Here is a 12,087-nt window from a genome sequence, read left to right as displayed (position 1 = left end):
CGCATGGCGGAGGTTGCCGCAAATCATCGCCTCTTGGGCAGTGCTGCCACATGGAAAAGGCTACCGGCCGCGTTCATTGTCACTGAATCCATCATGCTTGTATTGCTCACCTGCTTATCGCTCGCAGTCATCGACGGCGACACCTTGAAATGCGACGGGGAGCGTCTCCGCCTTCTTGGCGACGGAGCCCCAAACGTGGCTGGCTTCGATACTCCTGAGACCTACAGACCGAAGTGTCAGGCGGAGCTTGAATTGGGACGCGCGGCGACCAGTAGAATGAAGGAACTGGTTCAAACGCCGGGTTTGCGGATCGAGGATAGCGGTGTGCGCGACAAGTTCGGACGAAAACTCGTTGCAGTTAGGTTGCCGGATGGCTCTACCGCTGGCGCTCGCATGATCTCGGAAGGCTATGCCCGTAAATGGTATCCGGGATATCGGGCAAATTGGTGTGCCTGAGGCACTTTTGAACCAAAAAAACGGACGATCTATACGTCGAGCACGATCATTCTGAAAGGCAAGGGAACTTTTCGCTGAGCGACATGATGATCCCTTCTTCTGCTTGCCATCCCCAGTTCTCCGGATGCTCCTGAGCCCAGTTGAGGAAGGTTTGCACCCACGCGCCAAGAGGGACATTTTTTGTGTCGGCTGCATAGTCAGGATAAGGCACCCAGTCACCCTTGGCGCTGGCACAGTTCTGGTTGGCGAGGTGCCCGATACCGGAAACCATGCCCAGACAAAATGTTGCGTCAATGTCGAAATTTTCGCCTTGCGCTTTCTGACATTTGGGCATGATTTGTTGGACGGTGAAGGCGTCAGTGGAGACCGGCAATACCACCAAAGGAAGCGCTATCATCAATTTCTTCAAGGTCTAAACCTCTGGCACTGTTGGCTGTCTCTACAGGCTTAACCGGGCCGCACAGGGTATCGCAATGAGGATGTGGCAAATTTTGAAGCCAACACGAACAGTCCCAATCGACCGCCATCCGAGGTCTGAGCAATGACTGGCAGCCGATAGCGCTATCCGAATTGATCAGCTGCAACCCGTTTAATGGCCAAGAATTCTTTGGTGCACTGCTTAGCCCATCCCTCTGCGTGCTCCGCAAGGCATCCAGGCTCTGGATAGAACTCGCTTAGCCAAGCGCGGCTCCATCCGACAGGATCATTTACCAGTCGATCGACGACCCCAAAACACCGCTCTCCAATTTCTTCGGCGCTCAGTATCTCGCCTTCCCGCTCCGTCCATTCAGAGCGCAGCTTAGCTGCTATTTGGGTCGTGAACGGTGGAGCAGCCTCGACGTCCGCGTCGCATTGATGTTCCACTATGCTGAACGCCGCAAACAGGAACGCTTCGTGCATGTAGATACGCTTGACCACGAAGTCGGAAATCTTGCTGGCGGGAATTGCCAGTTGCTCGGAGCCGATGTGGCCTTCAGTCCCTGCGGCAGGGCCGGCGCCCAGAACAAAGGTGTCGTAAGCGTTGGCAATAGTCACCGCATCAACGCTCGGCTTTGGCCCGAATAAACTTCTGAGCCAGCGCAGCACCCTATTCTCCGCCCGAAACAGAAATTCCAACGCCACAGGCAGCGTCCCCGGGGTCCAGGAACTGGACACCCTGACCCTCCAAGGCTTTCTGAACCTTTTCGAGGTTCGATCCCGAGGACGCTGGAACACCCTCGACCGCCTCCATTCGCTTGATCGTCGATGCTGCCACGCCCGAGACGTCAGCCAGTTCCTTCACGGAAAGCTTGGCATAACCCCGGGCCATCCTGATTTGTGCGCCTGTAATCAATGAATATGACCTATTTTGGCTCTTATGTGATCCAATATGGTTGACATTGGGCCACTCATGACCCAAATTAGTTCATATCAGAGCTAAACGCAAACATGAGATGGACGCCATGACCTATGACCGCAGTGAAATCATGACTGAGGCTTGGAAGATTGTTCGCCGGTTCCTGGGGAACGGTGAGACGCTTGGAGGCCTTCTCTCACGCGCACTGAAGTCTGTGTGGTGGACGGCGAAGGAAAAGGTGCGTGCTGCTCGTCTGGTCGCGGAAAGGGAGGCCAAGCAGCGTCAGCTTGCGGAGCGGTCGGCGGCATCGATCAGGGCGGAACTGACGGACATGGAAAATCGCGACACACTGGGTCATGCTGGAATGGCTCGCATGGATGAACTGCGGAATGCGCTCCGGGCCGCAGACGCGCGTGAAGCCGCAGCAGCTGAAGTGGACTACAAGGAAAAGCGCGAATTGATCGCCTCTTCGAATGGCCGCATTTGCGCCGTCACCTTCATCAAGAAGGACGGCTCCGAACGGGTCATGAAGGTCCAGCCCGCCGCTCTGAAGTTCCATGTCAAAGGTGACGAAGCGACGGAGGCAGGCCGGAAAGCCGCAGAAACCCGCGCGGTCCGGCATCCAAATCTGTTGCCGGTATGGGATGCAGAGAACAAGGCCCCCCGCTCCGTGAACCTCGCCACGATCACCCGCATCGCGGTCGGCGGGCATGTTCATCTGTTCACCGCGTGATCAATCACCTTCAAATGGAGCAAAAGCTATGACGAACATCACTCGACGCACCTTTGTTCAGGGTGCACCCCTGAGCGCTTTGGCTGCCGCTGCAAGTCCGGCTTCGGCGAGCATTCGGCAAGATGTAAAAACTGAAGCGGCAATCGTTGCCCACGCCCGTGCAATCATGGACCTTTTACGTGAAAGCGCACCCGAAGGGGCCATGGTTAAGGGGTTCAGCTTCACCGCAGTCGACGGTGAAATTCGTCCCGACAGCATCTGGGCGAGCGCCATCACTGAAGACTATCGGCTCGTTCACCTCCGCCCAAGCGTCAGGTTCAATTGGTTCGCCAGCGCAGTGGCTGGCTGACCTGCCCAGACACCCTCTACCCTGAATCGGAGAACTGCAATGAATTTCCTCAATACCCGTCGCCAAATGCTGCTTGGTCTCGCCGCAGCCAGCACCGCCGCAGCTGCTGGAGCGCCAGCGGCCGAGAGGCTTATCCCGGAAAATCCCGAGCTGATCGCTCTCGGAAATGCGACCCTCACCCTGCAACGCAACTACGAGGAAACCAGGGCCGAAGCTCGCCGGATTGCGAAGGACGTGCGGCAGGAGTGGCCCCTCGCTCCCGAGCCGATCCTATCGTTCGGACATGGCTGCCTGGAGGAGCGCGACGTGACAGGCGCAGGCATTCGTCGCGCGGTCGACGAACGCGGGAACTTCGAACAGATGTGGAGCTATGGCACGCCCGAATATTTCGAAGCCCAAATCCAGCGTCACAAAGTCCGCATCGCTCACATCATGAAGACCAAGAGCAAGCGCGGCCTGAAATTCGAGCAAGAATGGCTCAAGCGCTCCGAAGAAGCCCTTCCCTTATCGCGGACCTACGTCGCCGAGATTGAACGGCTCAAGCAGCAGTCCGGCTACCGTCCCGCCAGAGACCGGCAGGAGGCCGCATACGAGGCATTCAGCGATCACGTTTCAAAGGTAATGGGGGCAGAAGCGGCCACGATGGAAGGCGTTGTCATCAAGGCGCAGGCCCTTCAGGCGTGGTCCACCGTCGATCCCTTCTACAAGGCGCTCAACAAGCATGGCGTGGAGTGGGCCGAACAGCTGGCGGGCGCGATCATCGCCCAAGGGGAGGGCCGAGCATGAATGCCCAGCTCTCCGGCGAACACGATCAAGCGAGTTCGCTTGCCTACCGCGTAGGTGCCCTGATCGACGTGTGCCTCTTTGCCCACGACAACGAGACGTCATCAGTTCAACATTACCGGCGCGGGATCGATCAGGTTCTGAAGATGGCGTCCGATATGGCAGGTGAACTTATCGACCTCGTCGAACACCTCGAAAAGGACCTTTTGGCCGCGAAAGGAGGTGAAGACTGAAAGCCTGACACGAACTGAACCGGACGGTCCGAAATTTCGCGGGCCGTCTTTTTCCCACCCCTTCAGCCCCAAGAAATTTCACACATGACTTTCCACTATGACGTCAATCGCCAGTGGTCAGACGGCTTCCTGCCCCAGGTGAAACAGATCATCGCGCAGCACGTGATATCCGTTGCTCCGGATGCCATGGATTGGCACGAGGCGACGGACCTCGTGACCCTCGACGCAGCACCTCAGCGCATTGCCGTGCGCATCAGACGTCCCGGCTATGCGGATCGCTACCCCTACGACTTCACGATCCGCTCAGGCCTACCATCTGGCGCACCCACCGAACTGAACAAGGTGGTCAACGGCTACGGCGACTGGATGTTCTACGGCCACGCAGACGAATACGGGCGGCTTGCGAAGTGGTGGCTTCTGGATCTTCGAGCGTTTCGCGCTGCTCTGATCCGGCGAGCGGACATCAGATATGGCACCCAAGAGAACTTCGACGGCACCAGCTTCACTTGGTTTGATGTGAGGTCGTTTCCTCGAGACCCAAAGCTCGTTCTATCAAGTTCACAGCAATGATTTCAGAGGCTTGATGCATTTGACCGCCATATTTCACAGTTCCAAATCAACAACGCGCTTTGCTTGCAGTCGATTGTAAGCTAAACCCCTTGTCACTCACATACGGCAAAACATGATCGACAAGATAATTTGTGAGTCATGCGTGAGTCACAAACGGCACCGACTGCCACCAAACGGCTTATCTGAGCACCTAACCGAGATTTCGTATGCGACAGCCTATCGACCGCTACAGCTTCGACGACAACGTAGATTATCACTACGGCAAGTTCCCTCCAGAACAACTGGACTATCAAAGACTGTTTTCGGCCATGGGGGATGCTCGCGAAGCTTTGGCCAGATACGATCAAACCTTACAAGCCCTCCACAACAGCGACATACTTCTCACGTCTCTAAGGGGGCAGGAAGCGGTCGTATCGTCGAGGATGGAAGGAACCATCTCAACTGTCGATGAAGTGTTTCGATACGAAGCCGATCATGAAGATGGGGCCCCGACAGAAGCACGCCGAGATACCGTTGAAGTGGCGCTATATGGCTCAGCGCTGCGAAGGGCCCAGTCCAGCATGAGGGATGGTCACCCCCTAAGCGAGTTCCTCATTAAGTCGGCCCACCGACATCTGCTTAGCTTCGGTAGAGGCGCGAACAAAGACCCAGGCGAATACAAGAAGGAGCAGAACTACATCGGTGACGACAGAAGGAGGGAGGTGTCGTTCACACCGATTTCTCCTGAACAACTCCAGCCCGCCATGGAGAGGCTTATCAACTTTGCGAACGGCGACGAGTTCCCGCCGTTGCTGAGCATTGCGCTTTCACATGTCGAATTTGAAGCACTCCACCCGTTCAACGACGGCAACGGCCGGATCGGCAGAATGATCATCACGCTCTCTCTATGGTCAAAGGGCCTCATTGCCGAGCCCCACTTCTACATCAGTGCCTTTCTGGAGGAGGAGAAAGATCAATATATCGAGCGCATGCGCCAAGTCTCTTTGAGTGGTGATTGGACCGGCTGGTGTGAATTTTTCCTCATCGCCCTAACTGAGCAAGCCAAGCGCAATCTGGAGACTGCCAAGGCAATTTCTCAGCTCTATGAAGACATGAAAACGGTATTCAGGGACACAACAAACTCTCAGTGGGCCATGACTGCGCAGGACTACATCTTCAAAAATCCTGTCTTTCGCAACAACAGGTTCACTGGTCGAAGCGGCATTCCAACAAGCACCGCGATCCGAATCTCTCGGGCGCTGGCGGAGGCTGGGTTGTTGGTGGAATTGGAAAGTGCTTCCGGCCAGAGAGCGGCCCTTTACGCGTTCGAGCCTCTGATCCGATTGGTTCGCACCTGACGCGAGGGCGACGGACACATGGTCCGAAGGCTACGAATACACCACGTGGTTGCAGTCAAGCCATACAACGTGAAAGCAATTGCCGATCAGCAACCCGTGAACCCTTCCGTGCTCGTTTGCACTGATCGCGAATTGCCAAGCAGGATGGGCATCGAACTGTTCGTTCAAGTGCTGAAAGCCATCTGGCCGGGTGGTATCGGACCAGTCGACCTGGTGGCTTCGGATTGAACGGCTTCGGCTACCCGTGAACTCAGAAACACGCCAAGAGGACAAGTCCTTCAAACGCCTCATGAGAGCTTGCGTATATCCGTCCCCAAAATTGGGCGGGCAAGCACCTTCGTCGGTATGGTCAAATAAGCTAAACGAGAACGTTAAAACAGCATCGTCGTTCGACGCGGCGCGAATTCCACTGGGAGATCCACGTTTAGGCTTAACCTTCGCTATTTTCTTGCGCGAGGGCGCCATAGAAATCCCTTGTCAGGCCTTTGTCGATGTAGTTGTTGCAGGGCTCGTTGTCTGGAATTCCACCGCGAGCCGCCTGCCAAGGGGCTTCTTGATGCGTCATGATCTCCAGAGCCGTCGCACTCTCACTTCCGAAGACATCGATTATTTCGTTCAAATGTTGAGCCATTCGGCCCTCAAGTTCGGGCCTGTCAATTTCCTCAGTGATAGGTCGCCACCGGAAATCCTTGAACCGGTGATACTGAGACAAGGCCACCGGGCCATGAACCCAAGCCTGGAATCGCTCGTTCGTCGCTTCTTGGTCGTAAAGCGCCATATGCCAAGCATCCGAGTAAAAGAGCAGTTTTTGTAGCTTCAAAGGCGTCAAGAGCTCACCGCGCTCCCTGCTCTCAGCGAGCAAGTAGTCAGCAATCGCCTGAGACTGCGGGAATTCCGTCGTTGCGATCAGCATGGCAAGCCTCCGATGGGACCTCTATCATGTAGCGCAGCACAAATGAATCCCCTGAATGCATCGCCCGGCAAAGACAGATTCGATGCCACATTGTCCCCCATGTGTCCCCCAAGGAGAACCTGACGCATCGCGAAAAAACAGAATGAACACAAAAACCCCAAACAATTCAGGGTGTTCAGTGGTGAGCCGTGAAGGATTCGAACCTTCGACCCACTGATTAAAAGTCAGTTGCTCTACCAACTGAGCTAACGGCCCACTAGAGCCGCCCTATTAGATATGACCCGCCAGACGGTCAACCCCGTTTTGGACAAAACATTTGGGAAATTGTCCGATATTGTCGTGAGGGCATAACCGGCTTGCCGCGCGGGTCCCTTTTCTATGCGCCTCATGCGCTTTATATGCGGGCGCATGGAGACACGCGCGATCCCATCCGAAGGCCTGCCGTTTCGCAAGATGCATGGTGCAGGTAATGATTTTGTCATCCTCGACAGTCGGGGCATGGCCCCTGTCTGCACGCCTGATTTGGCGCGGATGGTCGGGGATCGGCATCGCGGCGTGGGATTCGACCAGTTGGCCGAGATTCGCGATGGCGACGGCACGGACATCTGTCTGGACTTCTGGAACTCTGACGGCAGCCGCGCCGGGGCGTGTGGCAACGCAACGCGCTGTGTGGCGGCGCTGTGGATGGCCGAGACGGGGCGAGAGTCGGTGACGATCCGCACGACCCGCGGCGTTTTGCAGGGCGAGATGCGCGGCGATGCGGTCTGGGTGAACCTTGGCGCGCCTGTACTGCAATGGGATCAGGTGCCTGTGGCGCGCGATGTGGACCTGCAGCACCTGCCGCTGGACGGCGATCCGGTGGCGGTGGGGATGGGCAACCCTCATGCGGTGTTCTTTGTCGATGATATCGCGTCGGTCGACGTGGCGGCGCGGGGCGCGGCTGTGGAACATGATCCCATGTTCCCGCAGGCAACCAACGTGGAGTTCGTCGAGGTTCGGTCGCGCGACGAGGTCCGGATGCGGGTCTGGGAACGCGGCACGGGAATCACCCTTGCCTGCGGGTCGGGAGCTTGTGCCGTGGCCGTGGCCGGGGCGCAGCGCGGGCTGACCGAACGCCACATCCGCATGGAAGTGGACGGCGGCTGGCTGGAACTTGACTGGCGCGACGATGGGGTCTGGATGACCGGGCCGGTGGCGCATGTGTTCGATGCCACGCTGACACCAGCCTTTCTGGGCGTGGCCCCATGAAAACGCCCCCCATCTTTGAAACCTTCGGCTGCCGGTTGAACGCCTACGAAACCGAAGCCATGAAAGAACTCGCCGAGGCTGCGGGCGTGGAAAACGCCGTGGTGGTGAACACCTGCGCCGTGACGGCAGAGGCCGTGCGCAAGGCCCGGCAGGACATCCGCAAGCTGCGCCGTGACAACCCCGAGGCCCGGATCATCGTCACAGGCTGCGCCGCGCAGACCGAACCCGAGACCTTCGCCGCCATGGCCGAGGTCGATCATGTCGTTGGCAATTCCGAAAAGATGCAGGCGGAAACGTGGAAGGGCTTTGCGCCTGACCTGATTGGCCAGACCGAACGGGTGATCGTCGATGACATCATGTCGGTCACGGAAACCGCCGGGCATCTGATCGACGGCTTCGGGCGGCATCGGGCCTATGTGCAGGTCCAGAACGGCTGTGACCATCGCTGTACGTTCTGCATCATCCCCTATGGCCGGGGGAATTCCCGGTCCGTGCCTGCGGGCGTCGTCGTGGATCAGATCAAGCGTCTGGTGGATCGCGGGTTTAACGAGGTCGTGCTGACGGGCGTCGATCTGACGTCCTGGGGCGACGATCTGCCGGGGCAGCCGCCCTTGGGCGATCTGGTGCGGCGAATCCTGAGGCTGGTGCCGGATTTGCCACGTCTGCGAATCTCGTCCATCGATTCGATCGAGGCGGATCCCGCGCTGATGGAATGTATCGCCACCGAACCGCGGCTGATGCCCCATCTGCACCTCTCGCTGCAGGCGGGCGACGACATGATCCTGAAGCGGATGAAGCGGCGTCACCTGCGCGATGATGCCATCCGGTTCTGTGAAGAGGCGCGCAAGTTGCGGCCCGATATGACCTATGGCGCGGATATCATCGCCGGTTTCCCGACCGAAACGGATCAGATGTTCGCCAATTCGCTGAAGCTGGTCGAAGAATGTGACCTGACCTGGTTGCACGTCTTCCCCTATTCGCCCCGCCCCGGCACCCCGGCGGCCAAGATGCCTCAGGTCCGCGGACCGGCGATCAAGGCGCGGGCGGCGCAGTTGCGGGCGGCGGGCGAGGTTCAGGTCACGGCGCATCTGGCGGCGAAGGTGGGCACCGATCAGACGATCCTTATGGAAGGCCCCCGCATGGGCCGGACCGAGCAATTTGCCGAAGTGCACTTTGATCGCGATGTGCCCGAGGGGCAGATCATCACCGCGCGGATTACCTCGCATGACGGAAAGTCATTGTTCGCGTAATGTCTTGGGGCGACGTGACGCCCCTGCCCCTGCTAATCTTCTGCTGACCCGTCGGACGCCTCCGGCGGGGATATTTGTATCAAGCTGAAAGGGGCGGGTCGTGCATCCTAATCCCATGTATCACACAGGCACCCGTCAAGAGTGTCTGGATTACGCGGCAGAGGTCGGGTTCGGCATTCTAGCCGTCTCGGACCCTGCGGGCGCGCCGCATATGGCGCATGTGCCTTACGTGTTGGACGGCGACCGGGTGGAATTGCACCTGATGCGGTCCAATCCTGTGGCGCGGGCGGCCAAGGCGGGGGCTGTGGCGCGATTGGCTGTGCAGGGGCCGCATGGCTATATCTCGCCCGATTGGTATGGGATCGAAGATCAGGTGCCGACGTGGAACTATGTATCGGTCCATCTGACGGGACGGCTGGAGCCTTTGCCCGAATCGGACCTGCGCGCCACGTTGGAAAAGCTGTCTGATCAGTTCGAAGAACGGCTGGCCCCCAAGCCCGTGTGGAAAATCGATAAGGTGGAGCCTGATGCGCTGGCGCGGCTGATGCGGATCATCCTGCCCTTTGTCTTTCATATCGAAGACGTGGATGGCACGTGGAAGCTGGCCCAGCACAAGCCTGAGGCAGCCCGTCTGTCGGCCGCCAATGGGATGGAGGCTGCAGGGCTGGGGGCTGAGACTGGCGCGTTGGCGGCTTTGATGCGGGCTGCCAAGCCCATTCAAGCCTAGTGGACACTGCTTCGGCGGCTTCATAAGCTTCGCGCAAACAGGGAGAGACACATGAAATTATTCCATTCACCGGCATCGCCCTTCGTCCGCAAGGTCATGGTGACTGTGCACGAGTTGGGGCTGGTCGATCAGGTCGAGCTGGTGGCCACCGCGACGACGCCTGTGGCAACCGATGCGGCGCTGAAGGCTGCGAACCCCTTGGGCAAGCTGCCCTGTCTGGTGCGCGACGATGGGCCTGCGATCTATGACAGCCGGGTGATCACGCGGTTCCTGAACGGTATCGCCGATGGCCCGCTGTATCCGGAGGCGCGCATCTGGGACGTGCTGACGCTGGAGGCGACCGCCGATGGTCTGATGGAGGCTGCGGTGTTGATGGTTTACGAACGGCGCGTGCGCCCCGAAGAGAAGGTCTTTGAAGACTGGATCGAGGCGCAGTGGGGTAAGGCCGTCGGTGCGCTGAAGGCAATCGAAGATCGCTGGATGGGACATCTGGCGGGCCCGATCGACGCCGGGCAGATCGGCGTCGCCTGTGCGCTTGGCTATCTGGATTTACGCCACCCCGACCGCGACTGGCGGGCCGAGGCCCCGGCGCTGGCCAAGTGGTATTCCGACATGTCTGCGCGCCCCTCGATGGAGGCGACGCAGCCGCCGGAGGCCTGAGGCCCCTTAGAACGTAAAGCCAACGCCCACGTTCAGGGCGTTGGTGAAGATCCGGGTGTTCAGCTTACCACCGCCGGTCAGGTCCGCTTTGTTCTGCGACCATGTGAACTGGTATTCGCCAAAGACAGACCAGCGGTCGGTCAGACGGTACTGCAGACCCGCCGTCAGGCGCGCAGCCGCGCCGGTGAACTGGTAGCCATAGGTGCGGTTGGTGCCTTCGGTCACGTCGACATGCGGAATCGCCACGCCAAGACCACCGATCACGTAGGGCGTCACAGCGCCACCCAGCTTGCCGGGCCAGCGTTTTGCGACGTTGGCCGTCAGCAGGTTAAGACCGTCGGTGAATTCCAGTCGGGTGAACCCGGCGGGCATTTCCGCGGCGGGCGCGTAGACCTTGTTGTGTGAAAATTCCAGACCGAAGCCCAGGTTGTTGGGCTGCCACCACGTGGCACGGAAGCCATAATAGGGCGGCATTTCAAAGCTTTTGCCCTGCCAGCCGATCAGGTTGTTGAAGGCCGTGCCACCCGAGGATGCGCCGCGCGTCCCGGTCACCCGGCTGTGCGGGGCAGTCTGGTAGCCGGAATAAAAACTCAGCTCGATTTCAGCGCTTGCCGGGGTTGCAAAGGCCGCGAAGGCCGCAACGACCCCAAGGCTAAGGGCGGCAGAGGCGCGTTTTACCAGTTTATTCAACATGATCGATTCCGAGTCTTTGTGGGAATTGCTTGACCTTGCCTACACCTCGTGGGGGGATGGCTCAAGCGCGACAGATGATCGCCCCCTCACAAAGTAGCCCATTGTATGCTGGACGGCGCGGAAAACCGCCGTTAAACACCGCGACGGAGTGGCAGGGCCTATTGGGTCCGGCCCCAGTTTTCGTATCCGGGCCAACAGGCCGAATGATGGAGCAAACCTCGTGTCCCACGCAGAAGACCACGAAGGCACCAGGAGGGACTTCCTCTACTATGCCACCGCAGGTGCAGGTGCCGTCGCAACGGGCGCGGCCGTCTGGCCGCTAGTGAACCAGATGAACCCCTCGGCCGACGTTCAGGCGCTTGCCTCGATCCGCGTCGATGTGTCGGGCCTTGAGCCGGGCACGCAGCTGACGGTCAAATTCCTTGGCAAGCCGGTGTTCATCCGCCGCCGCACGCAGGAAGAGATCGACGCCGCGAACAACGTGGACGTCAGCACTCTGCCTGACCCCGAAGCGCGGAACCCCAACATCGAAGAGGGCGCCCCGGCGACCGATCCCAACCGTGCGCTTGCCAACGAAGAAGGCAGCGAAGAATGGCTGGTGATGATGGGCGTTTGTACCCACCTGGGCTGTGTGCCTCTGGGTGACGGCGCTGGCGACTTTGGCGGCTGGTTCTGCCCCTGCCACGGGTCGCACTATGACACCGCCGGGCGCATTCGTAAGGGCCCCGCACCTGAAAACCTGCCTGTTCCCGTTGCCCGCTTTGAGGGCACCGAGATCGTTCTGGGCTGAGGAGGGTAA

At 59.0% G+C, this 12,087-nt stretch carries 17 protein-coding genes and 1 tRNA gene; 12 read left to right on the top strand and 6 right to left on the bottom strand.

The features are described from left to right. Positions 1 to 3: 3 nt before the first annotated feature. A complete protein-coding gene (locus tag ACI3GR_RS00760; RefSeq protein ID WP_407491870.1) occupies positions 4 to 456 on the top strand; it encodes a thermonuclease family protein in 453 nt (150 codons plus the stop codon). 46 nt (positions 457 to 502) lie between these two features. Here the strand turns inward: ACI3GR_RS00760 and ACI3GR_RS00755 are convergent, their stop codons facing one another. The 3 genes from ACI3GR_RS00755 to ACI3GR_RS00745 form a co-directional block, all read right to left on the bottom strand. Next, positions 503 to 865, bottom strand: coding sequence for a Rap1a/Tai family immunity protein (locus ACI3GR_RS00755; protein WP_407491868.1), 363 nt, complete (start codon positions 863 to 865; stop codon positions 503 to 505). Positions 866 to 1,017: 152 nt separating this feature from the next. Further along, positions 1,018 to 1,542 carry a hypothetical protein gene (locus ACI3GR_RS00750; protein ID WP_407491867.1) on the bottom strand — a complete coding sequence of 175 codons (525 nt, stop codon included), beginning with the start codon at positions 1,540 to 1,542 and terminating at the stop codon, positions 1,018 to 1,020. 1 nt (position 1,543) lies between these two features. Continuing rightward, positions 1,544 to 1,765, bottom strand: coding sequence for a helix-turn-helix domain-containing protein (locus tag ACI3GR_RS00745; protein WP_407491866.1), 222 nt, complete (start codon positions 1,763 to 1,765; stop codon positions 1,544 to 1,546). Between the two features lie 133 nt (positions 1,766 to 1,898). On the opposite strand from ACI3GR_RS00745, the gene ACI3GR_RS00740 reads away from it, so the two are divergent. The 6 genes from ACI3GR_RS00740 to ACI3GR_RS00715 all read left to right on the top strand — a co-directional run bounded on the left by ACI3GR_RS00740 (position 1,899) and on the right by ACI3GR_RS00715 (position 5,797). Then, the gene (locus ACI3GR_RS00740; protein ID WP_407491865.1) at positions 1,899 to 2,525 is read left to right on the top strand and encodes a hypothetical protein; all 627 of its coding nucleotides are present in this window, start codon (positions 1,899 to 1,901) and stop codon (positions 2,523 to 2,525) included. 28 nt (positions 2,526 to 2,553) lie between these two features. Further along, on the top strand, positions 2,554 to 2,874 hold the full coding sequence (locus ACI3GR_RS00735) for a hypothetical protein (protein WP_407491864.1): 321 nt from the start codon (positions 2,554 to 2,556) through the stop codon (positions 2,872 to 2,874). A gap of 39 nt (positions 2,875 to 2,913) precedes the next feature. Continuing rightward, on the top strand, positions 2,914 to 3,660 hold the full coding sequence (locus tag ACI3GR_RS00730; protein ID WP_407491863.1) for a hypothetical protein: 747 nt from the start codon (positions 2,914 to 2,916) through the stop codon (positions 3,658 to 3,660). Next, on the top strand, positions 3,657 to 3,890 hold the full coding sequence (locus ACI3GR_RS00725; RefSeq protein ID WP_407491862.1) for a hypothetical protein: 234 nt from the start codon (positions 3,657 to 3,659) through the stop codon (positions 3,888 to 3,890). Before ACI3GR_RS00730 ends, ACI3GR_RS00725 begins: the two co-directional genes overlap by 4 nt. An 84-nt stretch (positions 3,891 to 3,974) precedes the next feature. After that, a complete protein-coding gene (locus ACI3GR_RS00720) occupies positions 3,975 to 4,460 on the top strand; it encodes a hypothetical protein (RefSeq protein WP_407491861.1) in 486 nt (161 codons plus the stop codon). A gap of 206 nt (positions 4,461 to 4,666) precedes the next feature. Continuing rightward, a complete protein-coding gene (locus ACI3GR_RS00715; RefSeq protein WP_407491860.1) occupies positions 4,667 to 5,797 on the top strand; it encodes a Fic family protein in 1,131 nt (376 codons plus the stop codon). A 430-nt stretch (positions 5,798 to 6,227) separates the two neighbouring features. On the opposite strand, the gene ACI3GR_RS00710 is transcribed toward ACI3GR_RS00715, so the two are convergent. Both ACI3GR_RS00710 and ACI3GR_RS00705 read right to left on the bottom strand, forming a co-directional pair. Continuing rightward, entirely contained in the window at positions 6,228 to 6,710 is a 483-nt protein-coding gene (locus ACI3GR_RS00710; protein ID WP_407491858.1) for a Panacea domain-containing protein, read from the bottom strand. Between the two features lie 179 nt (positions 6,711 to 6,889). After that, positions 6,890 to 6,965: transfer RNA gene (locus tag ACI3GR_RS00705), tRNA-Lys, on the bottom strand. Positions 6,966 to 7,118: 153 nt separating this feature from the next. On the opposite strand from ACI3GR_RS00705, the gene dapF reads away from it, so the two are divergent. The 4 genes from dapF to ACI3GR_RS00685 all read left to right on the top strand — a co-directional run bounded on the left by dapF (position 7,119) and on the right by ACI3GR_RS00685 (position 10,595). After that, on the top strand, positions 7,119 to 7,958 hold the full coding sequence (gene dapF / locus ACI3GR_RS00700; protein WP_407491857.1) for a diaminopimelate epimerase: 840 nt from the start codon (positions 7,119 to 7,121) through the stop codon (positions 7,956 to 7,958). Then, entirely contained in the window at positions 7,955 to 9,208 is a 1,254-nt protein-coding gene (gene mtaB, locus ACI3GR_RS00695; RefSeq protein WP_407491856.1) for a tRNA (N(6)-L-threonylcarbamoyladenosine(37)-C(2))-methylthiotransferase MtaB, read from the top strand. Before dapF ends, mtaB begins: the two co-directional genes overlap by 4 nt. Positions 9,209 to 9,308: 100 nt before the next feature. Beyond that, the gene (locus ACI3GR_RS00690; RefSeq protein WP_407491855.1) at positions 9,309 to 9,935 is read left to right on the top strand and encodes an FMN-binding negative transcriptional regulator; all 627 of its coding nucleotides are present in this window, start codon (positions 9,309 to 9,311) and stop codon (positions 9,933 to 9,935) included. A 51-nt stretch (positions 9,936 to 9,986) separates the two neighbouring features. Then, complete coding sequence (locus ACI3GR_RS00685; protein ID WP_407491854.1) at positions 9,987 to 10,595, top strand: glutathione S-transferase; 609 nt, start codon at positions 9,987 to 9,989, stop codon at positions 10,593 to 10,595. 6 nt (positions 10,596 to 10,601) lie between these two features. Here the strand turns inward: ACI3GR_RS00685 and ACI3GR_RS00680 are convergent, their stop codons facing one another. Then, positions 10,602 to 11,288 carry an outer membrane protein gene (locus ACI3GR_RS00680; protein WP_407491853.1) on the bottom strand — a complete coding sequence of 229 codons (687 nt, stop codon included), beginning with the start codon at positions 11,286 to 11,288 and terminating at the stop codon, positions 10,602 to 10,604. 220 nt (positions 11,289 to 11,508) lie between these two features. On the opposite strand from ACI3GR_RS00680, the gene petA reads away from it, so the two are divergent. Further along, the gene (gene petA, locus ACI3GR_RS00675) at positions 11,509 to 12,078 is read left to right on the top strand and encodes a ubiquinol-cytochrome c reductase iron-sulfur subunit (RefSeq protein ID WP_407491852.1); all 570 of its coding nucleotides are present in this window, start codon (positions 11,509 to 11,511) and stop codon (positions 12,076 to 12,078) included. The last annotated feature ends 9 nt before the right edge of the window (positions 12,079 to 12,087 follow it).

Origin of the sequence: Pseudooceanicola aestuariicola (assembly GCF_045763785.1) — a bacterium.
Lineage (GTDB): Bacteria > Pseudomonadota > Alphaproteobacteria > Rhodobacterales > Rhodobacteraceae > Pseudooceanicola.
This window is presented reverse-complemented; position numbering and strand designations above follow the sequence as displayed.